This is a genomic window from Paraburkholderia lycopersici, assembly GCF_900096975.1.
Taxonomy (GTDB): Bacteria; Pseudomonadota; Gammaproteobacteria; order Burkholderiales; family Burkholderiaceae; genus Paraburkholderia; species Paraburkholderia lycopersici.
In genome coordinates this window covers 207,544-228,828 of the sequence record NZ_FMYQ01000002.1, presented here as the reverse complement: position 1 = coordinate 228,828, position 21,285 = coordinate 207,544, and the positions used below count along the sequence as shown (strand labels likewise).

Annotated in this window: 17 protein-coding genes; 9 read left to right on the top strand and 8 right to left on the bottom strand. The window is 66.4% G+C overall.

Going from position 1 to position 21,285, the window contains the following annotated elements:
- Window positions 1–85: 85 nt before the first annotated feature.
- The 4 genes from BLU17_RS03885 (at window position 86) to BLU17_RS03870 (ending at window position 4,549) form a co-directional block, all read left to right on the top strand.
- Complete coding sequence (locus tag BLU17_RS03885) at window positions 86–1,216, top strand: mandelate racemase/muconate lactonizing enzyme family protein (protein WP_091994695.1); 1,131 nt, start codon at window positions 86–88, stop codon at window positions 1,214–1,216.
- A 92-nt stretch (window positions 1,217–1,308) separates the two neighbouring features.
- On the top strand, window positions 1,309–2,349 hold the full coding sequence (locus BLU17_RS03880; protein ID WP_091994690.1) for an ABC transporter substrate-binding protein: 1,041 nt from the start codon (window positions 1,309–1,311) through the stop codon (window positions 2,347–2,349).
- A gap of 70 nt (window positions 2,350–2,419) precedes the next feature.
- Window positions 2,420–3,556 carry a porin gene (locus tag BLU17_RS03875; protein WP_091994685.1) on the top strand — a complete coding sequence of 379 codons (1,137 nt, stop codon included), beginning with the start codon at window positions 2,420–2,422 and terminating at the stop codon, window positions 3,554–3,556.
- An 84-nt stretch (window positions 3,557–3,640) separates the two neighbouring features.
- Window positions 3,641–4,549 carry a LysR substrate-binding domain-containing protein gene (locus tag BLU17_RS03870; RefSeq protein WP_091994682.1) on the top strand — a complete coding sequence of 303 codons (909 nt, stop codon included), beginning with the start codon at window positions 3,641–3,643 and terminating at the stop codon, window positions 4,547–4,549.
- A gap of 25 nt (window positions 4,550–4,574) precedes the next feature.
- Here the strand turns inward: BLU17_RS03870 and BLU17_RS03865 are convergent, their stop codons facing one another.
- The 3 genes from BLU17_RS03865 to BLU17_RS03855 form a co-directional block, all read right to left on the bottom strand.
- Entirely contained in the window at window positions 4,575–5,636 is a 1,062-nt protein-coding gene (locus BLU17_RS03865; RefSeq protein ID WP_091994678.1) for a hypothetical protein, read from the bottom strand.
- Window positions 5,637–6,099: 463 nt separating this feature from the next.
- Window positions 6,100–7,569, bottom strand: a complete 1,470-nt coding sequence (locus BLU17_RS03860) for a metal-dependent hydrolase family protein (RefSeq protein ID WP_245746717.1) — start codon at window positions 7,567–7,569, stop codon at window positions 6,100–6,102.
- A gap of 38 nt (window positions 7,570–7,607) precedes the next feature.
- Entirely contained in the window at window positions 7,608–8,657 is a 1,050-nt protein-coding gene (locus tag BLU17_RS03855; protein ID WP_091994675.1) for an AI-2E family transporter, read from the bottom strand.
- A gap of 418 nt (window positions 8,658–9,075) precedes the next feature.
- On the opposite strand from BLU17_RS03855, the gene BLU17_RS03850 reads away from it, so the two are divergent.
- Window positions 9,076–10,143, top strand: a complete 1,068-nt coding sequence (locus BLU17_RS03850; RefSeq protein ID WP_091994672.1) for a S1C family serine protease — start codon at window positions 9,076–9,078, stop codon at window positions 10,141–10,143.
- Window positions 10,144–10,167: 24 nt separating this feature from the next.
- Here the strand turns inward: BLU17_RS03850 and BLU17_RS03845 are convergent, their stop codons facing one another.
- The 5 genes from BLU17_RS03845 to fae form a co-directional block, all read right to left on the bottom strand.
- Window positions 10,168–11,628, bottom strand: coding sequence for an alpha/beta hydrolase (locus tag BLU17_RS03845; RefSeq protein ID WP_091995075.1), 1,461 nt, complete (start codon window positions 11,626–11,628; stop codon window positions 10,168–10,170).
- Between the two features lie 57 nt (window positions 11,629–11,685).
- Window positions 11,686–13,518: an SLC13 family permease gene (locus tag BLU17_RS03840; RefSeq protein ID WP_091995072.1), complete on the bottom strand. Its 1,833-nt coding sequence runs from the start codon at window positions 13,516–13,518 to the stop codon at window positions 11,686–11,688.
- A 252-nt stretch (window positions 13,519–13,770) separates the two neighbouring features.
- On the bottom strand, window positions 13,771–15,225 hold the full coding sequence (locus tag BLU17_RS03835; RefSeq protein ID WP_091994669.1) for an NAD-dependent succinate-semialdehyde dehydrogenase: 1,455 nt from the start codon (window positions 15,223–15,225) through the stop codon (window positions 13,771–13,773).
- A complete protein-coding gene (locus tag BLU17_RS03830) occupies window positions 15,222–16,241 on the bottom strand; it encodes an aldo/keto reductase (RefSeq protein WP_091994664.1) in 1,020 nt (339 codons plus the stop codon). The genes BLU17_RS03835 and BLU17_RS03830 overlap by 4 nt, the downstream gene beginning before the upstream one ends.
- 28 nt (window positions 16,242–16,269) lie before the next feature.
- Complete coding sequence (gene fae, locus BLU17_RS03825) at window positions 16,270–16,791, bottom strand: formaldehyde-activating enzyme (RefSeq protein ID WP_091994659.1); 522 nt, start codon at window positions 16,789–16,791, stop codon at window positions 16,270–16,272.
- Window positions 16,792–17,109: 318 nt separating this feature from the next.
- On the opposite strand from fae, the gene BLU17_RS03820 reads away from it, so the two are divergent.
- The 4 genes from BLU17_RS03820 (at window position 17,110) to BLU17_RS03805 (ending at window position 21,232) form a co-directional block, all read left to right on the top strand.
- Window positions 17,110–18,147, top strand: a complete 1,038-nt coding sequence (locus BLU17_RS03820; protein WP_091994655.1) for an ABC transporter substrate-binding protein — start codon at window positions 17,110–17,112, stop codon at window positions 18,145–18,147.
- A gap of 60 nt (window positions 18,148–18,207) precedes the next feature.
- Window positions 18,208–19,173 (top strand): ABC transporter permease, encoded by a 966-nt coding sequence (locus tag BLU17_RS03815; RefSeq protein WP_091994651.1) that lies wholly within the window; start codon window positions 18,208–18,210, stop codon window positions 19,171–19,173.
- Between the two features lie 76 nt (window positions 19,174–19,249).
- Window positions 19,250–20,074 (top strand): quaternary amine ABC transporter ATP-binding protein, encoded by an 825-nt coding sequence (locus BLU17_RS03810; RefSeq protein WP_091994648.1) that lies wholly within the window; start codon window positions 19,250–19,252, stop codon window positions 20,072–20,074.
- 9 nt (window positions 20,075–20,083) lie between these two features.
- A complete protein-coding gene (locus BLU17_RS03805; protein ID WP_091994645.1) occupies window positions 20,084–21,232 on the top strand; it encodes an MFS transporter in 1,149 nt (382 codons plus the stop codon).
- Window positions 21,233–21,285 lie beyond the last annotated feature (53 nt).

Below are 21,285 nucleotides of genomic sequence, written 5' to 3'. Positions count from 1 at the left end.
CACAGGCCAAGGAGACAATCGCCCGCCGCACCGCCCCGCCGCGTACCCCACGCGATCTGGCGCACCGGCGGGCGCCCCACGCGCCATGACGAACCGCATCGCCCGCATCACCGTCAGCCAGCACCGGCTGCCGCTCGATCCACCGTTCCCCGCCTCGTGGGACAGCCGCCCGCGCCGCGCCTTCCCGGCGACGATCGTGCGCGTGGAGGACGACGAAGGCCGCATCGGCATCGGCTCCGGCGACGCCATGTACGGCTTCGACGACTACCGCGACCTTTTCATCGGCGCCGACCCGCTCGATCTCGCGCGCCACTCCGCGGTGCTGGAGAACCTCAGTTTCCACGCGGGCCGCCTCTGGCCACTCGACGTCGCGCTTTGGGACCTCGCGGGAAAGATCCTCGGCAAGCCGTGCTGGCAAATGGCCGGCGGCCGCACGAAGCGCGTGCGGGCGTATGCGTCCTCGGGTGTGCATCGCACGCTCGAAGGAATGGCGCAGTGGGCCGAGCACGCCGTCGCGCGCGGCTTTCCGGCGCTCAAGGTGCGCTTTGGACGCCCCACGCTCGCCGACGACCTCGCCGCACTCGCCGCCGTGCGCGAAGCCGCGGGCGAGCAAGTCGAGCTGATGGTGGATTGCAACCAGGGCTGGCGCATGCCGTGGGACACCCAGGCGCCGTGGCGCGCGGAGGAGGCGCTCGCCGTGATTCGTCAAATCGAACGGCATCGCGTGTACTGGGTGGAGGAACCGCTGCACCGCGGCGACTACGCGGGCCATGCGCAACTGCGCAAGCAAACGCCCGTGCGGATCGCGGGCGGCGAGATGACGCGCGACGCGCACGAATTCGCGGCGCTCCTCGCGCACGACTGCCTCGACGTCTATCAGCCCGATGTGGTCTGCACGCTCGGCATGGAAGGCGCGCGGCGGCTCGCCGCGCAAATCGATGCGCACGGCAAGGTGTTCACGCCGCATACGTGGGGCAACGGCATCGGCCTCGCGGCCAATCTGCACGTCGTGGCGGGCGCGGGGAACGCGCCGTTCGTCGAGTTTCCGTACGACCCGCCCGAATGGACGCCGGCTCGCCGCGACTATCCGCTCGAGCACGTGATCGACATCGACGCACAAGGCTGGATCGAACTCGGCGATGCGCCAGGCCTTGGCGTCGAACTCGACGAGGCCACGCTCGCCGCCACGCTCGCGCACGACAGCCGTTACGACTGAAGCATGGAGGGCCGCCGTGCAGTCCGGCTGCGAACGCGCGCCAGCCCATAAACGAAGCATTCCGAAACATTTAAATAAAATGGAGACACGCAATGAAACGCTTGACGTCCCTGCTCCGCGCGGCCTGCCTCGCGGCGCCGTTCGCCCTCGCCGCGGTGCCGGCCCATGCGGCGGGCACCTGGTGCAGCAGCGGTAAACCGGTGCGCTTCGCGGGCATCACCTGGGAGAGCGGCAACTTCACGAGCGAAGTGCTGCGCTACATCCTCAAGAACGGCTATAGCTGCCAGACCGACACCGTGCCCGGCAGCACGGCGGCCACGGAAACGGCGCTCTCGCGCAACGACCTGCAGGTGTGGGCCGAACAATGGACGGGCCGCTCGGAGATCATCGCGGGCGCGGTGAAGGCGGGCTCGGTGAAGCTCGTGGGCGACACGCTGCCGGGCGGCACGAGAGAAGGCTGGTACGTGCCCGACTATGTGGTGCACGGCGACGCCAAACGCGGCATCAAGGCGAGCGCGCCCGACCTCCAGTCGGTCAGCGAACTGCCCGGATACAAGGGCCTTTTCGTCGACGACGAGGAACCCGACCGCGGCCGCTTTCTCAACTGCCCCTCGGGCTGGGACTGCGAGCGCGTGAACACGCGCCTTCTCAAGCTGCTCAAGCTCGACGACAGCTACACGAACTTCCGCCCCGGCACCGGCGCGGCGCTCGACGCGGCCATCTCCTCGGCCTACGCGCGCGGCAAGCCGATACTCACCTACTACTGGGAACCGGCCGCGCTGATGGCCAAATACAGGTTCGTACAGCTCAAGATGCCGCCGTTCAACGAAGCGTGCTGGAAGACCTTGCGCGAGGAAAACAGCGCACAGCAATGCGCCTCGTCATACCTGGTCTCGCATCTGAAGATCGGCGTGTCCACGCCGTTCTTTCAGGACGAGCCGGACGTAATGGCCTTCTTCGCAAAGGTGAGCTTTCCGATCGACTTCCTGAACACGACGATTCTCGACATGACCGAGCATAAGGTCGATGCGCAGACCGAAGCGCAGAAGTTCCTCAAGCAGCACCCCGAGATGTGGAAGACGTGGGTGCCCGCGGACGTGGCCGCGAAGGTGCAGAAGTCGCTTGGCGCCTGAACCGCCTTGACAAGCCATACCAACCAGAAAGCGGAGTCGCGCAACGCGACTCGATAACAAGGAGACGCAGGTGAAAAAGAAGATTCTCGCGGCGCTGCCGCTGGCGCTCGCCGCGGCGTGCGCGCACGCGCAAAGTAGCGTGACGCTGTACGGCATCATCGACCTCGGGGTGGACTACGCCAACAATGTGGCGAGCGGCGCGAACGGCCAGCTCGTGCCGGGCACCGGCAGCAAGCTCGTGCAGATGCAAAGCGGCGTGCCCGCAGGCAGCCGCTGGGGCCTGCGCGGCTCCGAAGACCTTGGCGGCGGCTACGCCGCGATCTTCCGGCTCGAAAGCGGATTCAACGCCGCGACGGGCGGACTCGGCGGCGGCCTCGCATTCTCGCGCAACGCGTATGTCGGCTTCAAGTCGGATCGCTATGGCCAGATCACCTTCGGCAAGCAGTGGGACGCCACCGTCGACCTGATCGAGCCGTATTCGCTCAACGGCAACTACGGCGGCTGGTATTTCGCACACCCGAACGACATGGACAACCTCGACAACGGGTTCCCGGTCAACAACGCCGTGAAATACGTGAGCCCGGTGTTCTCCGGCTTCCAGTTCGAAGGCCATTATTCGTTCGGCGGCCAGGCGGGCCAGTTCTCGAACAATGCCTCGTATAGCGCGGCGGCGGCGTATACGCTCGGCTCGTTCAGCGCCGGCGTGGGCTACCTGCGCGTGAACGATCCGATTGCGGCCGTCGCCGGTTATGGCAGCGGTGGCGGCTTCGTCAACCTGGTGTACGGCGACGCGCTCGCCAACGCGCGCTACCAGGGCATCCTGTCCGCCGGCGCATCGTACGTGCTCGGCAGCCTGAAGCTGATGGCGAACTATTCGAACGTGGACTTCTCGTCGGCGAACGGCAGCGGCGATCTGCATTTCCAGAACTACGAAGTCGCCGGCACCTATGCCGTGACGCCCGCCTTCACCGTCGGCGCGGGTTACACGTTCACGATGGGCCAGGACCACGCGACCGACGCCTCGCCGAAGTATCACCAGGTCAACCTGATCGGCCAGTACGCGCTTTCGAAACGCACGTCGGTCTACGCAATGGGCGTGTACCAGCATGCAGCGGGCGCCGCGCAAAACGCGCAGATCACGGGCTTCAATCCCTCGGGCACCGACAGCCAGGTCGTCGGCCGCGTGGGTATCACGCACGCGTTCTGATGGTTTTCACGCACGTTTCTCACACCCGTCATTGAGGCAAACAGGCGCCGGCGCGAGCCGGCGCGATTGCATCGCGAGGCTTGCATGCGCCGCCTACCTTCCTTATCGGCCCTGCGTTCATTCGAGGAGGCGAGCCGCACGCTCAGCTTCACCAGGGCCGCGCAGAACCTGCACGTCACGCAGGGGGCGATCAGCCGCCAGATTCGTCTGCTCGAAGACTATCTCGGCACGCCGCTCTTCATGCGGCATCATCACCGGCTCGAAATCACGGCCGCGGGCAAGCGCCTGCTGCCCACGCTGCAGGCCGCGTTCGACAGCATCGCCCATACGCTCGACACGATCCGCGCCGATCCTTCGAACAGCCTGCTGAGCGTGAACGCCGCGCCCACGCTCGCCACGCGCTGGCTCACGCCGCGTCTGCGCGATTTTCAGGCGCGCCATCCCGATCTGCGTATTTCCATCACCAACGAATACGGTCCGCTGCACGGCACGGAACGCAACGAGGATTGCCAGATCCGCTTCGGCATGGAGCCGCTGCCGGGCGGGCAGAGCACGCTGCTCATGCGCGAACGCCATGTGCTCGTCGGCTCGGCGCGCGAGTTCGCGGCGCCGCCCGCCGACGAAAGCGCGCTGCGCGACATTCTCGCGCAGCACCCCTGGCTCTATATCCTCGATATCGACCGCCGCCTGCTCGTATGGGAAGCATGGCTCGAAGCCGCGGCGCTCGACGTGAAGATCGCGCCGCGCGGCGAGCTGGAGTTCAGCACGCTCGATCAGGTCATACACGCGGCCGTGGCAGGCCTCGGCATTGCCGTTGCCGACCGTCACATGATCGAGCCCGAACTGCACAGCGGCACGCTCGTGCAACTGAGCCGCGTGGAAGTCGCGGGACCTTCCGGCTACTGGCTCGACGTGCGGCCGGAGGTGCAGGACACGCTGCGGGTGCGCAACTTCAGTAGCTGGCTCGTCGAGCACCACGCGGCGCCCGATTAGCCCGATCGGTGCCGTACCACGCGCGTCAATTGGGATCGATCGGCGGGCCAGGCGGGCCCGAATCCACTTGCCTCACGGCACCTCTCCCCTGCTGTGCGATCGAGCGCGCGAGCATGTCCTTCGCTTCGCTGCTCGATGAGTCGACCGTCAGCGCATGCCCCGCGTTATGCCAGGCGCACACCCACTGACCCTCGCGTGCGCAGAGTCGCGCATAGCCGAGCAACGAATCGCGTTCCTGCTCGCGCGAGGCCAGTTCGGCCTGCATCTGCAGCGCGTAGCCGTTGCCGGGCTGCTCGGCCAACGCGGTCATGATCGCGCTGCGCGCCGGCGCAAGGCTGCTCTTGTCGAGGTTTGCGCGCGCGCTCGCGAGACTTCTCGCGACGTCGGCGCGCGCGTTCGCGCTGGCCTTCGCCGCGGTCTTTGCAGCGAGCGTGCGCTCCTCGCCCGCGCTTTTTCGCGCAGCGATGCCGCGTTGAGCGGCTTCCGTATGCGCGATGACGGTGGGCACGGGCGGCGCGTATTGCCGCTGCGGCACCGGAACGCTCAATGGCGGCGGCGGCACATGCACGGGCAAAGGCGGCGAGGCATGAGCCACCACGGGAGGCGGCACGTGCGCGGGCGAAGGCGAGACATGAGCCACTGCGGACGGCGGCGCCGCGGCCGCAGGAGGCGGCGCCACGCGAGCCTCGACGGTCGTCGACGCGCTGCGTGACGCGGGCGGCTTCACCGTCGGCGCGGACACGTTGCCTTTCGGCACGAACACGGCCCCTTCCACGACCTGCCCGCCCGATGAAGGTGCGCGCTCGGCGCGATGCGAAATCGTATACGCGCCAAGCAGGAACACGACGGAGACCACGCTGCCGACGGCGTAGAACGGCAGCCATGAGCGATGTCCCTCGCGCGCCTCGTCCCGCGCCGGGTATTCGCTGTATTGTTGCGCGCCGCCGAACCCGAAGGCTGCCGGGCTCCAGTGCGAGTGCGAATGGCGCGCGAAGCCGTCGTGCCATTCCGGCGCGGCGGATTCGCTCGGCGGCGACGTCCGCGGGCCAGCAGGAAGCTGCTTCGCGCCGCACTGGGGGCAAATCATCAGCGGTGCATTAAAACCGGTCCCGCAGTACGGACATCCCCACGGACCAGCGTGACCTCGGGCAGGTTCGTTGAACATTGCAGGTATCGACGCTTTGACAGGATAGGGTTCGGGTTCGCACCCGCTCGCCGGACGCGCCTCGCAACAGGCGACGCAGCGGCACGATTCGAAGTACTCGCCGTATTCGATGCTGGATTTCGCGGTTCGCCGGACGGTTGAAAAAATTCACTTCGAATATGGGACACTTCGCCGCGAAGTTCAACCGGCGAAATCCGCCATCTGGCGGTTCCGGACAGGATCGAACCCGACCCCTCGCCGACGGAGCCATGGCCTTTCCATGATGGCTGCGCCCTGCGCCCGAATGCACCCGGCTGATACGGCCCCGTGCATTGACATCTTGATACAGAATTCGCGCCGTCGATACGCGATTCCCGCTCGCCGCATGACGGCGCGGCACCCGGGCTCAGGCCTTTATCGTGTCCTTGAAAATACGTCCGTCTTTCATGACCATCAGCAGGTTCTGGTCGGGACTGGCAAGCAGCGTCATGTCTTCGAGCGGATCGCCGGCCACGATCAGCAGGTCGGCATAAGCGCCCTCTTCCAGGACGCCGAGCTTGTGAGGATACGGATTGCGCTCTCCCGCCAGCGCCAGCAACTGCCCGTTTATGCCCGTCGCCATCTTCAAGACTTCGGCAGGCGGATACCAGCGCGTCATGTGCCCTAGCATCGTGCCCTGCCGCTGGGTGAGCGCCTGGGAAAAGAGGAGATCGGTGCCGAACGCCACCTTGAGTCCGTGCTTGCGGGCGAGCTTGTACATGGTGTCGGTGCCGGCCGTAACCTCGAGAAACTTCTCCCGGCTCGACGGCGCCATCGGCGCGACGTCCTCTTCGCTCGTAAACGGTTGCGTGCTCAACCACGTGCCGTTCTTCGCGATGATTTCGGCACTGCGCTCGTCAATGAGGTGGCCATGTTCGATACATTGCGCACCGGCCGCGACGGCGCGCTTCACCGACTCCGGCGTGTACGCGTGCACGAGTACATAGGTACCCCAGTCGGATGCCGTCTCCACCGCCGCCTTCAGTTGCGGCTCGGTGAACGTGAGCATGTCGAGCGGGCTGCGCGGCGTGGAAACGCCGCCGCACCCGACGATCTTGATCTGCGTGGCGCCCTGCATGAACTGTTCGCGCACGCGCAAACGAACCTCGTCGGCCGAGTCCGCGATGGCGGCGGCGCCTGTCCGTTCCACCGCGCTGATCTGACCTGACGTGCGCGGCACATCGGTCAACAGACGAAAGTCGCCGTGACCGCCCGTCGTCGTAATCATCGCGCCGGAGGGATAGATGCGCGGACCGCTCAGCATGCCTGAATCGATGGCCTGTTTCAGGGCGAATGCCGGGCCGCCTACGTCGCGAATCGTCGTGAACCCGCGCAAAAGCGTACGCTGCGCCTCCGCGCCCGCGGCGAGATAGACGAAGCTGAAGTCGGACTGCATGATGGTCGCGATGGGCAGCGCCGCGAGCAGCGCGTGCCAGTGCATGTCGATGAGTCCCGGCATCATCACCTTGCCGCCGCAGTCGATCACGCGCTGGCCGACGGTTGCGCCCGGCGCGCCCCGGCGAAGCTGCGATATGCGGTTGCCATCGACGACCAGGTACATACCGTCCTGCAATGCGCCGGACTTGCCGTCGAACAGGCGAAAGTTCGTAAACGTCACGGGCTGCATGGGTGCTGGCGCGGCCGCGCCGGGTTGCTGCGCGAAGCTCAGTTCCGGCAGAACGGCGCTCAACATGGATGCGCCCATGCCGATCAGAAACCCGCGGCGCGCAAGATCGGCACTGATGCGGCGGTTCGCGTACTGCGTCAACGCCTGCTTGCACTGGCACGCGTAAGCGGGGCCGATCGCACTGGCGCGACGACTTCTTCTGGAGTCCATAAGTCACCTGTGAATGTCCGGTACGGCAACGATCGCGTTCATTCGGCGGGGCTCGCGACATCATCCTTCGTCAACAGCAAAGCGAGCGGCCGCGTGGAGCTGAACGCCGAAAAGATGATGGTGAGGGCCACCGTTCCCGGCACGGCCAGGAACGCGCCGGCGATGCCCCAGATCGCCGTCCATGCCGCAAGGCTCATCAGAATGACCGCGGGGCTCAGGTTCAGCGAACCGGCCATCAACCATGGGTCGAGCACGTTGCCCATGACGAAGTTGATCGCCGAAAGCGATATGAGCAGCACGATCGGCTCGTTCCATTGGCCGAACTGGAGCGCCGCCAGCAAGGCGGGAAACGCGACGGAGATGAGCGAGCCCGCATACGGCACGAAGTTGAGCATCACGATGAGCACGGCGAGCAGCGGCGCGAACTCCAGGCCGACCAGTTGCATGCAGATCCAGCTGAGAATGCCGAGCACCACCCCGAGCAGCGCCTTCAACGCCAGGTATGTGCCGATCTTCGAATTGATCGCGTCGATCACGGGTTCCATGTCGGCCTTGCCGCGCATGACCGCCGATAGCTTGCGGCGGAATCGTCCCATCTCGACCATGAAAAACGCCGTGTACAGAAAGACGACGAGCGTCGTCGCCATGAGCGAAGACAGCGACCCAAGGAGCGAAGTGAGCAGTGCCTGAACGTTGACTACGGCGAGCAGCTCGCGGCGAAACGCCGTCCACGACGCCTCCGTTTCCAGATGCAGCAAGGCCGTGAGTTTGGCCAGCAAGGCGAGCAGTGTCGCTTCGTATTTCGGCGCGACGGCCAGCATGCGGTCGGTATCGGAAAGCAGCAGTTCGGTCGCCAGCCACGCCGCGACGAGGATGAGCGCGGCCGCGCTCCAGTAGCGCACGCCCGCGCGAATGCGCTTGCCGACGTGGGGCACGCGCCGCAATATTTCGGCGAGCCCGTAAATCACGTACGACGTGATGATCGCGAACGCAATCGGCACCAGCACCGGACGGCCGATATAGAGCACCCACCCCGTAATGGCGACGACCACCACCACGCAGGTGCACGTGATGAGATCCTGCTTCATGAGGTCCCCGGCATCGCGACGCTTCGCCTGCGCCTCGGCGAGACCGGCTGGCGGCGAAACACTGATCCGGCCATCTCTTTCCTCGCGTGACATGAAATGCCTGGGATGACGAACCACATGACGCATCGAAACGCATATCGGCAGACAGGCGTGAGACGTTAGCAAGCCATCGGGGGCGAACCCGAACGACGCGCCACCCGGCGCATGAATCCGGCCCTCAATGGCGCGGACTTCGGGGCGCGATCGGCTGCCATTCAGGAAGACTAGTCGCTTTGAAGAAGACTTGCGCGCTGGCTGGCGAGCGCGCTGCGATCGACGACCTTTCGGGGAACGAAAAATCCCGCAGTTCCTTTAAGTCACGTTTAAGCAGCAAAAAGTACCTTACGCGCACTTTCATTCATTCTTTTTGACCACAGCAATGACTACCAGCAAATATCGGCGCCGGGGCCTGATCGCCGGTGTGGCGGTCGCGCTCGCCGGCGCGTGGGTCGTAAGCCACGAGCACGCCAGCGCGAACGAGAGCAGCGCCACGAAATCGACTCTGACCGCGCCGACGCCCAAGGCCGACGACGGCAAAGGCCAGGCGCCGAACTTCTCGGCGATCGTGGCAACGTACGGCCCGGCTGTGGTCCATGTCGAGGTCGTGAAGGAAAACCCGGATTCCGAAGACGGCCATTCGGGCGCACTCGGCTCGGGTTTCATCGTGAGCCAGGACGGCTACATCCTGACGAACAATCACGTGGTCGAAGGCGCGGACGAAGTGACCGTCAAGCTCACCGACGGCCGCAAGTTCCCCGCGCGCGTGATCGGCACCGACAAGGCGGGTGACGTGGCCGTGCTGAAAATCGCCGGCGCCGGTTTTCCCACCGTGAAGATCGGCAATCCGGCGAACAGCAAGGTGGGCGACTGGGTCGTCGCCATCGGCTCGCCGTATGGTCTCGACAACACCGTGACCTCGGGCATCATCAGCGCGAAGTCGCGCCAGCTCTCGGACGACAGTCCCGCGCACCTCATTCAGACCGACGTGCCCGTCAATCCCGGCAATTCGGGCGGTCCGCTCTTCAACCTGAACGGCGAAGTCATCGGCATCAATTCGATGATCTATTCGCGCACGGGCGGCTTCCAGGGTCTGTCGTTCGCGATTCCCATCGACGAAGCCATGCACATGAAGGACCAGATCGTGCAGGGCGGCGGCGACACGGACCACGGTTCGCATCCGCGTCTCGGCGTGGCCGTGCGCTCGCTCACGGGCGACGAGTCAGACCAGATCGGCGTGAACGGCGGCGTACTCGTCGTGCGCGCGGGCGGTCCGGCGCGCGCGGCGGGCATCAGCGCCGGCGACGTGATCGTCGCCGTCAACGGCATCGAGGTGCAGAACGTCGAGCAGTTGCAAAGCATGATCGCGCGTGCGAGGGACAACGTTTCGATCGTCGTCGAGCGCGGCGGGGAACAGATGACCGCGCAGGTCGAACTCGCGCGCGGTTGATTTCACCGCACGTCCGGCGCGCGACTACGGCGCGTGGCTCGCCAGATAGTCGATGCGCTCGACCACGTACGGGTAGAACGGGTTCCATGACAGCCGCGTGAGGAGCCCGGCGCCTACGATCAGCGCCCCCGTTTCGCCGCGAATGGACTGCGCACCGAGATGGATGCCCAGGTCGTCGTCGGGGTCGGGCGTGCGGCCGTACAGCGAATCGGTCACCGGAAACGGCAACGCCACGTGCGAAAGCGAATAGATGTCGAGCGGATAGTCGAGCCCCGTGGGTTCGACTTTCACCGCCGTCCCGTTCGGCGCCGTGGTTTGCTCGACGACCTGCGGCGAGGTGGCCGAGGCGTTGGTCAGCACCGTCAGACGGTAACGCAGCGGCGGCGCGGGCGCGATACGGCGCAGCGCGTCGCGCATCGAAGCGCGCAGCAGCGGGCTCCATTGCGCGGTACGGTTGATGTCGAACAGCACGAGCTCACTGCCGTTGGCAGGCAGTTGCGCGTACAACGAACTGACGATCGCGCTCGTGCTCACCGTGAAGTCGAGCACGGACTGAAACGTCAGCGTGGGCGGCAGCGCCGCGATCCGGCCGTTGCGCGCCGCGTCGGCCACTTCCTGCTGGATCTTCCGCGTCACCCGCCACGACTGGCGTGCGCCGTTCACGGGAAACGAGTTGTACTTGAACGGATTGAATTCCGGCACGATGTCGAGCCACGCAGCTTTCTCGAACGCAGGCAGGATCGACGGCAACGCCGCCAGGCCCGCAAAACGCGCGAATCGCGTAATGCCGATCATCGGCGAAAGCAGGATCAGGTGGTCGGCCTTCGGCAGGCCCGGATTCTCCAGCGCTTCGAGCGCGTACTGGAGCGCCAGCGCGCCGCCGTTGGAAAAGCCCACGATATGCAGCGGCGCGGGCGCCGGCACGAGGCGGCGCGCCTCGCGCACGGCGAGCCGCGTGGCCGCCTCCCAGTCTTCCGCCGTCACGTCGGTCAGGCCCGACGGCACCGTGCCGTGCCCCGGCAGGCGTATCGCCACCACGGCGAAGCCATCGCGCTGATAGCGCTGTGCAATGTGCCGCAAGCTATAGGGAGAATCGGTCAGGCCATGAAGCATCACCGCCACGCCGCGCGGGGCGCCCTCCGGCCTGAGCGTGTACGAGCGGTTCCAGTCGGTGCGGAAGTGGCCGGGATAAATCGGGCTGCCCGAAAAATAGCGATTGGCGGGCACGCGTTCGTCGGGCGGCAGCTTGTCGGTCACGTTCTTCCTGACCGAGTCGAACAGCCGGTCTTCGTGCGCGACGTATTCTTCCCACGTCGCGTGATCGATTTCGTGCGCGTGCATTTCCTCCGGCACATAGGTGTGCCACAAGCTCAAGGGCGCCTTGCGCTGCGCGTCGTACAGCCGCACCGCGGCAATGCACACGAAAGCCAGCAGGAGGAAAAGAAAAAGCCGCTTGATCCAGCGAAGGGCCCACGCTCTCGTCATGAATGTCGCCATGTCCGGTCAATGCCTCGCGAACGGGTGATCTGCCTCGCCTTCGCGCTAGCGCGCATAGGCCGGCCAAAACAGCGGCACGAGCACCACGGTGATAATGAGCGCCCCGAGCGCCGCCGGCATGCCCACCAGGAAAAACTCCTTGAACCGGTAGCCGCCAGCGGTGCTGACCAGCGCGTTCACGGGCGACGAGACCGGCGACATGTATGCCGCCGACGCGGCGACTGCCGTCGTCATCGCGAACGGGTAGGGCGACGCGTGCAGATGCGCGGCCATGGCGATCACCACGGGCGCCATCAGCACCGCCGTCGCGGTGGCCGAGATCACCATGCCGACCACCAGCGTCAGCACGAACACGGCGGCCAGCAGGCCATGCGCGCCCCAGGGCGCGGCCACGCGGAGCACGGCGTCGGCGGCGATGTCGATGCCGCCCGTGCGTTGCAGCGCGATGGAGAACGGCAGCATGCCCACGATCAGCACGAGGCTGCGCCAGTGTATCGCGCGGTAGGCGCTGTCGAGGCTCACGCAGCCCAGCGCGCCCATGAGCAGGCAGCCGGTCAGGCCCGCGATCACGTTCGGCACCCGTGGCGCGAGCATCAGCGCGACGACGAGCGCCATGCAGCCGATGGCCTGCACCGCCTTGTCCGGCGCGGGCACGTAGGCGTCGCTTTCCACCGGCATGGCAAGGCACACGATGTCGTGCTCCACCGACTGCATCGAGAAAATGTCGATCCACGGCCCCACCACCAGCAGCGTGTCGCCGACTTCGAGGCGCGTGGTCTGCAGGTCGTGCGCGAGCGCGGCGTCGGCGCGGCGCAGACCCACGACCGTCACGCCATGACGCCTGAGCGCCGCCGACCTGCGCGCGACATCGCCCACGAGCGCCGAATCCGGCGGCACGATGACCTCGGCCATGCCCACATCGTGGGTCTGGTCCGTGAAGTAGGCGCCCGACATGCGGCGCACCCCCAGCGTGTAGCGTTCGCAGAACGCGGGCAGATCGAAACCGGCGGCATCCACGTCGAGCAGCAGCACGTCGCCGGGCGCGATGCTGCTGTCGGCCGTGGCGGGCAGCACCGTCGTACCCATGCGCGCACGGCGCTCGATCGCGACGACGTGCGCCACGGGATCGTCGTCCAGTCCGCAACGACCGAGCGTTTGCCCGACGAGCGGCGAGCCCGCCTCCACTTTCAGGCGAAACGCGCGCCCTTCGAGCGAGTAGCGCGCGACCCAGTCGTTCACGGAGGGCCGGTTCGAGGTCTCGCCGCTGTCGGCCCCGATCAGAAAGCGCTTCGCGAACAGCATCCAGGCCATGCATACGGCCAGAACCGGCACGCCGACGGGCGTGATGGCGAAAAAGCCGAAACCCGCATGGCCGCGATAGACCAGCGCGCTATTGATGACGAGATTCGGCGTGGTGGCGACGAGCGTGAGCATGCCGCTCGTGAGCGCGGCCATGCTCGCCGGCATGAGCAGCCGGGCGCGCGATACGCCCGACTGCCGCGCGATGCGGAACACGATGGGAATGAAGATCGCCACGACGGCCGTGGAGCTCATCACCGAGCCCATCATGCCGACAATGGCCATGATCAGCGTCACGAGCCGGCGCTCGTTCGAGCCGCCCCGCGCGATCAGGGCGTCGCCGACGCGCTGGGCGACGCCCGTTCGCACGAGGCCGTCGCCGAGCACGAACAGCGCTGCAATGAGGACGATATTGGCGTCCGAGAAGCCCGCCAGCGCCTCGTTGACGGTCACGACGCCCGAGACGGGCAGCGCGACGATCATGATGAGCGCCACCGCATCGGCGCGCGGCCGGCCGGTCAGGAACATCGCGATCGCGCAGGCGAGACAGGCAACGGTCATCAATAGGTCGGTAGACACGATTTCGCTACGCCTGTTCACTGTCCTGCTCGACTGGCACGGGAAACCACCGCTGTCGCAAATAGTGCCGGATTTTGTAAATCTCCGTTCGGGGCCGTCCGTAAACCCCTGTTTTTTCGATGCTTTCACAGAACGCCGCGGCAGTCACGCACGTCGAGCCCGAGCCCCCGGGGCGCATAAAAAAAGGCCGCCGCGCCTTCGCGCAACGGCCTTCGCCAGAATCCGGCAAGCGAGGAAAAAACGTGGGAGGAATCAGCCGAGCCCGCCCATCATCATGTACTTCGTTTCGAGGTATTCGTCGAGCCCGTACTTCGACCCCTCGCGCCCGAGCCCCGACTCCTTCACGCCGCCGAACGGCGCGACTTCCGTCGACAGGATGCCCTCGTTGATGCCGACCATGCCGCTCTCCAGCGCGCCCGCCACGCGCCACACGCGGCCGATGTCGCGCGCGTAGAAGTACGCCGAAAGGCCGAAGTCGGTATCGTTCGCGGCCTGGATCGCTTCTTCCTCGGTTTCGAAGCGGAACACCGCCGCAACGGGCCCGAACGTTTCCTCGTCCGCGAGCATCATGCCGCCGTGCGCGCCGGTGATGATCGTAGGTTCGTAGAACGTGCCGCCCAGCGCATGCGCGCGGCCGCCGCAAACGACGGTGCCGCCCTTCTCGCGCGCGTCGCTCACGTGCGCCTCGACCTTGCGCAGCGCCGCGGCGTTGATGAGCGGCCCCTGCGTGGCGCCGGGCTCCATGCCGCTCGCCACGCGCAGCGCGCGCACGGCCGCCGCGAGCTTTTCGACGAACGCGTCGTGTACCCCGGCCTGGACGTAGAAGCGGTTCACGCACACGCAGGTCTGCCCCGTGTTGCGGAATTTGGAGGCCATCGCGCCTTCCACGGCGGCGTCGAGGTCGGCGTCGTCGAACACGATGAAGGGCGCGTTGCCGCCCAGTTCGAGCGACACTTTCTTGACCGTGTCGGCGGCCGCCCGCATGAGCAGCTTGCCCACGCGCGTGGAGCCCGTGAACGAGATCTTGCGCACGGCCTTCGACGCCATGAGCGTGTCGCCGATCGCGGGCGCGTCGCCCGAAACGACGTTGAACACGCCGCGCGGAATGCCCGCTTCGACGGCCAGTTCGGCTAGCGCGAACGCCGAGAGCGGCGTTTCTTCCGAAGGCTTGAGCACCATCGTGCAGCCCGCAGCGAGCGCGGGGCCGGCCTTGCGCGTGACCATCGCGAGCGGGAAGTTCCAGGGCGTGATCGCACCCACCACGCCCACGGGCTCCTTCGTCACGACGATGCGCGCCCCCTTCTTCGGCGCGGGAATCACGTCGCCATAGGCGCGCCGCGCTTCTTCGGCGAACCACGTGAGAAAGCTCGCCGCGTAAGCCACCTCGCCGAGCGCTTCCGCGTAGGGCTTGCCCTGCTCGGCCGTCATGATGCGCGCAAGGTCCTCGCGATGCGCGTGCATCAGCTCGCCCCAGCGGCGCACCTTGGCGCCGCGCTCCGCCGCCGTGGCGTCGCGCCAGGCCGGGAATGCGTGCGAGGCTGCCGCCACGGCCTGGAGCGCCTCGCGCGCGCCCGCGCGCGCGACCTGCGCGAGCGGCGCGCCGCTGGCCGGGTCGAGCACGGCGTAGGTCGCGTCGCTCGCCACCCATTCGCCGTCGATGAAGCTCGACGTACGCCACAGGCGCGCTTCCTTGAGTCCCCCGGTCATGCTGCGATCTCCAGGCGGCGCGCCGCGCGTGGCACACGCGCAATGCGCGCCGTCACGTAGTCGTTGATTACGTCGCACGGCGTGTAGTTGCGCTCGAGTTCGTAAAGCTCGTCGGCGTCCAGTTGCGTCTCGAGCGCGGCGAGCGCGCCCTCGAACTGCGCGACGGTGTCGGCGCCCACGAGCATCGACGAAACGCCCGCGCGGCCCAGCACCCATGCCTGCGCGATCTGCGCGCAGGACACGCCGCGCGCAGCCGCCACTTCGGCCACCGAACGCGCGATATTGCGCGAGGCTTCGTCGTCGTACATCTGCACGGTGAAGAAGTCGGTCTGGTTGCGCACCGACTTCGCGTCGCCGGACAGCAGACCGCGCGCAAGCGGGCTGAACACCGAAACGCCGATGCCCTGATCCCGGCAGAACGGAATCATCTCGCGCTCTTCCTCGCGATACGCGCAATTCAACTGCAACTGCATATTGATCGGTCGTGCGAAATGATTGCGCTCGCACACCTGCAGGATCTTGGCGAACTGCCATGTGAACATCGTCGACACGCCGATATAACGCGCCTTGCCCTCGCGCACGATGTCGTTCAACGCATCCATGGTTTCTTCCACGGGCGTGTTCACGTCGAAGTAGTGGAGCATGTAGATGTCGACGTAATCGGTCTGCAGGCGGCGCAGCGAGCCATCTATGCCTTCCATGATGTGCTTGCGCGAATGGCCCTGGTTGTTCACGCCGTTGCCGATCGGATAACCGACCTTCGTCGTGAGCACGAGTTCGTCGCGCTTCGCGAGCCGCCGCACGATGCGCCCCACCACTTCCTCGCCCACACCCGTCGAGTAGAAGTCGGCGAGGTCGATGAAGTTCACGCCCGCTTCGAGCGCGCGGCGCACGATCGGCTCGCTCTGCTCTTCGTTGTAGATCCAGGGTTTCCAGTCCGGCGTGCCCATGTTCATCGTGCCGAGGCACAGGCGCGACACCTTCAGGCCGGAACGGCCAAGCTGCACGTATTGCATCGTAGTCACCTGTAACGATTGGCGCGGCTCACGCCGCCTTGACCTTCGGCGTATAGAACGGATTGCTGATCCGGTCCTTGATCCGCGCTACGTCGTCGAGCTTCGGAAGGCCGTGCAGCGCCGCGCGAATCGCGGTCTTGCAGGCCGCGTAGTTGTTCTCGTATACCGCGTCGAGGTCGTCGCACGACCAGTTCACCCAGTTCGCCGTGACAATGCACCATTCGTTCTCCGCTTCGGGCGGCAGCGTGCCGTCGAGCATCGCCTCGGTCACGGCCTTCGCGATGGCGGCCTGCGATGCGCCCCACGTGGCGTTGCCGTGCAGATCGCCGCGAATGTCGGCTTTGTTCACGTAGAGCGTGGCGGGCTTGACCGGCACGTTGGGCTGCGCGACCACCATGAACGGCACGTGACCTTGCGAGGGCGACGACAAGCTGTTCGTAAATGCCTGTCCCACAGGACCATTGCGCGGACCGATCAGGATGTTGATGTGGGCAGCGTTTACGCCTGGTCCCGCGAAACCTTCGCCGATATAGACTTGCAGGTCTTTCATGTTGACTCCGTCTCCTTTGTTCCAGTGGTGTTCTGGCTTGCTTGCCCATTGGATTGTGCGTGGCAGCGCCGCACGTCGAGACGAATTCCAGCACACGCCCGATACGCGCAAAAGCTATGAAATCTCATGGGGGCATGACGCCCAGTCATCGCTCGATTGCACACCGGCAGTGGCATGAGATCAGGTAATGCATCGATGACTATTCGTTGCTTCGCAACCCAAAATGACGCCGCTAGACTCTCGTCGGAGTGACTCGAAAAGCGACGGCCCGCGCAACATGGCGTGCAGGCCGCGCATACAATCCTGAACGGAGGAGACATGAGACGAATTTCGCTGGCGGGCGTGCGCGTTGCCGCCGCCCTCGCGCTGACCTGCGCGGCCACGAGCAGCTTTGCCGCGCCCGGCTGGTGCCAGGCAGGCAAGACCGTGAAGCTCGCGCAAATCACGTGGGAAAGCGGCGCGCTGATGACCGAAATGGTGCGCACGGTGCTGGAGAAGGGCTACGGCTGCAAGACAGAGGTCGTGCCGGGCGCTACGGCCGCCACCGAGACCGCGCTCACGAAAAACGACCTTCAGGTGTGGGCCGAGCACTGGACCGGCCGCAGCCCCATCGTCGCGCGCGGCCTTCAGGACGGCAGCGTGAAGCTCGTGGGCGAGCTGATTCCCGGCGGCGACAAGGAAGGCTGGTACGTACCCGACTACGTCATCAACGGCGACGCGAAACGCGGCATCAAGCCCCTCGCGCCGCAATTGCGCTCCATCGCGCAACTGCCGCAATACAAGTCGCTATTCACCGACGACGAAGAACCGGGCAAGGGCCGCTTCTACAACTGCCCCGCCGGCTGGGATTGCGAGCGCTTCAACAACCGGCTGCTGTCGGCCTACAAGCTCGGCGACGACTATACGAACTTCCGCCCCGGCACCGGCGGCGCGCTCGACGCCGCCATCGCGTCCGCCTACGAGCGCGGCAAACCGATTCTCTTCTACTACTGGCAGCCCGCGGGCTTGATGGCGAAGTACCACTTCGTGCAACTCGAAGGCGCGCCGTATTCCGACGCCTGCTGGAACACCATCGCCGATCCGAAGGGCGCGCCGTGCGCCTCCGCGTTCAAGGTTTCGCATCTGAAGATCGCGCTCTCCACCCCGTTTTATGACGCCGAGCCCGACGCCGTCGCCTTCTTCGGCAAGGTGAGCTTGCCGCTCGCGCTGGACGAACAGCTCGTCCAGCAGATGCACGACAAGAAGCTCGACGCGTCCACCGTCGCCCGCGGCTTCTTCGAGCAGCATCCGGAAATCTGGAAGCAATGGGTCACGCCGGAAGTCGCGGCGCGCGTGCAGGCGGCCCTGCGCACCTGACCGGCACGACGGGCAACGAGGCCGAACGCATCACATGACACACGCAGAATGAGGCTCACCATGGGATCCCCCTTCCTTCACCTCTCGATCGCCGACTGGGTCAACGATCAGGTCGCCGCGTTCGTCCAGCGCTACGGCGACGCATTCCACAACTTCAGCGTGCTGATGCTGCGCGACGTGCTCGTGCCGCTCGAAAGCCTGCTGCGCGCCACGCCGCCCGTCGTCGTGCTCGTTGCGGTGGGCCTGCTCGGCTGGCATGCGTCGCGGCGCATCGGCGTGGCGCTGCTGTTCGTCGCCCTGCTCTGGCTGATCGGTTGCTTCGGGCTTTGGGACAAGCTCATGCAGACCTTCGCGCTGATGGTGGTCGCCACCCTCATTTCGGTCGTGCTCGGCGTGCCTCTCGGCATACTCGCGGCGTCGAGCAGCGCGCTGCGCCGCGTACTGCTGCCCGTGCTCGACGTCATGCAGACGCTGCCGAGCTTCGTCTACCTGATTCCCGTGCTCATGCTGTTCGGTCTCGGCAAGGTGCCCGCCATTCTCGCCACGGTCGTCTATGCGCTGCCGCCGCTCATTCGCCTGACCGACCTCGGCATTCGCCACGTGGATGCGGAAATCGTCGAAGCGGCGCGCGCCTTCGGCACCACGCGCATGCAGTTGCTGTTCGGCGTGCAACTGCCGCTCGCGCGGCCGAGCATCATGGCCGGCATCAACCAGACCACGATGATGGCGCTCTCCATGGTCGTGATCGCTTCGATGATCGGCTCGCGCGGGCTCGGCGAGGACGTGCTCGCGGGCATTCAGACGCTCGACGTCGGCAAGGGCACGCAGGCCGGCGTCGCCATCGTGATTCTCGCGATCGTGATCGACCGCATCAGCCAGGGCTACGGCCAGGGGCGCCGCACGCGCGGCCTAGCACGCAAGTCGAAGCAGCCCTCGCGCATTCCGTTTCGCCGCGTACGCGATCGGGAAAGCGAAAGCCCGGACGCGGCCAGGACCAGCGAACTGACGAGCCAGCCCGCCAAATAACGACTGCGCATGCGAAAGCGCCGGCACGACATGAAGCCGGGCCGGCGCCTCCTGTACGACGAACGAGGTAACGATCATGAGCGGCATAGAAGTCAAACACGTCTACAAGATCTTCGGCGCGCGCGACGCGAGCCAGCGCGCGCTGGACCTGCTGCGCGGCGGCGCGGGCAAGGCGGAGGTCCTCGAAAAAACGCGCTGCAACGTGGGCCTGAACGACGTGAGCCTGTCGATCGGCTCGGGCCAGATCTTCGTGATCATGGGCCTTTCGGGCTCGGGCAAGTCCACGCTCGTGCGCCACTTCAACCGGCTCATCGAGCCGACGGTGGGCGAGATCCTCATCGACGGCAAGGACGTCCTCAAGCTCTCCGACAACGGACTGCGCGATCTGCGCCGGTACGGCGTGAGCATGGTATTTCAAAGCTTCGGACTCCTTCCCCATCAAACCGTGCTCAACAACGCCGCGTATGCGCTCGTCACGCGCGGCGAGAAAAAGGCGGCCGCGCATGCGAGCGCGCGCGAGTGGCTCGGCAAGGTGGGCCTCGCGGGCTACGCCGACCACTATCCCGACGAGCTTTCGGGCGGCATGCGCCAGCGCGTGGGCCTCGCCCGCGCGCTCGCCGCCGACACCGACGTACTGCTGATGGACGAAGCGTTCTCGGCGCTCGACCCGCTCATTCGCACGGAAATGCAGGACCAGCTGCTCGAACTCCAGGCCACGCTCAAGAAGACGATCGTGTTCATCACGCACGATCTCGACGAGGCGCTGCGCATCGGCAACCAGATCGCGATTCTGCGCGACGGCCGCCTGATTCAGTGCGGCACCCCCGGCGACATCCTGCACCGTCCCGCCGACGACTACGTGCGGCGCTTCGTCGAGCGCCGCGCCGGGACCACGCATTAAGCGCCGCACATGCGGGCGCTCATCGGCCTGCTGGGCGGCTATACGATCCTCGTTTGCGGCAACAGCCTTCTCACCACGCTGATCTCGCTGCGGATGCTGCACGCCGAGCGCACCGCGCTCGACGTCGGCTTCGTGCAGTCGTGCTACTACGTCGGCTTCATCGCGGGCGCGCTCGGGCTCGGGCCGCTGGTCGGGCGCATCGGGCCGCAGCGCGCGTTCATCGGCTTCGGCGCGCTGGCCGCGCTCGCGGCGCTCGGTTATCTCTCGTTCGATTCGCCTGACGTCTGGGCCGTGCTGAGGTTCGTCACCGGCTTCAGCATGGTCGGCGTCTTCACCTCGATCGAGAGCGGCGTGAACGGCGCCGTGCCGAACGAGCGGCGCGGGCGCGCGTTTGCGCTCTATCTCGTGCTGACCTACCTCGGCGTGAGCGCCGGGCAGTTCCTGCTGGGCGCGGGCGCGCCCGGCGGGATGTTCGAGCACGCGCTGGTGAACGGTCTGTTCGTCGGCGCGCTCATACCCGTGGCGCTGATCGGCGAGTGGCAGTCCGTTCAGGCCGCGCCGCCTTCCGCACTCGCCACGCCCAAGCGCCCCACGCTGCTGCTCGACGGACTACGCGAGCTGCACTGCGTCGCGCCGCGCAGCGTGCCGGCCTGCGTCGGCGCGGGACTGCTCTCCAGCGCGTTCTATGCGCTCACGCCGGTCTATCTCGCGCGCATCGGCTATCCGGCCAGCGGCATCTCGCAGGCCATGGGCGTCGTGCTGATCGGCGCGCTGCTCTCGCAATGGCCCGTGGGGCGGCTCTCCGACCGGCTCGGCCGGCGCGCCACGCTGGGCGTCATTTCGGTCGTAGCCGCTGGCGCGGCCGCCGCGCTCGTCGTCGTGCGCACGGCTGCGCTCGTCGATACGCTGCTCTTCCTCTACGTCGCGCTCACGTTCACGCTCTACGGCGTGATCGTCTCCGATGTAAACGACCGCGTCGATCAAGCACGGCGCGTGCAGACCAGCGCGACGCTGCTGCTCGTGTTCTCGCTCGGCGGCGCGGCCGGTCCAATGCTCGCCTCGCTCTTCATGCGTCTCGCCGGCGCGGGCGGTCTCTACGTGTTCGCGTGCTTCGTCACGCTCGCGCTCGCCGCGCTCTCGCGGTCGCGGGGCGCTTGAGGTGGCCGCGCGTGCCGGTATACTCCGTCGTTTGCAAGAGGCGTCATGCCGGG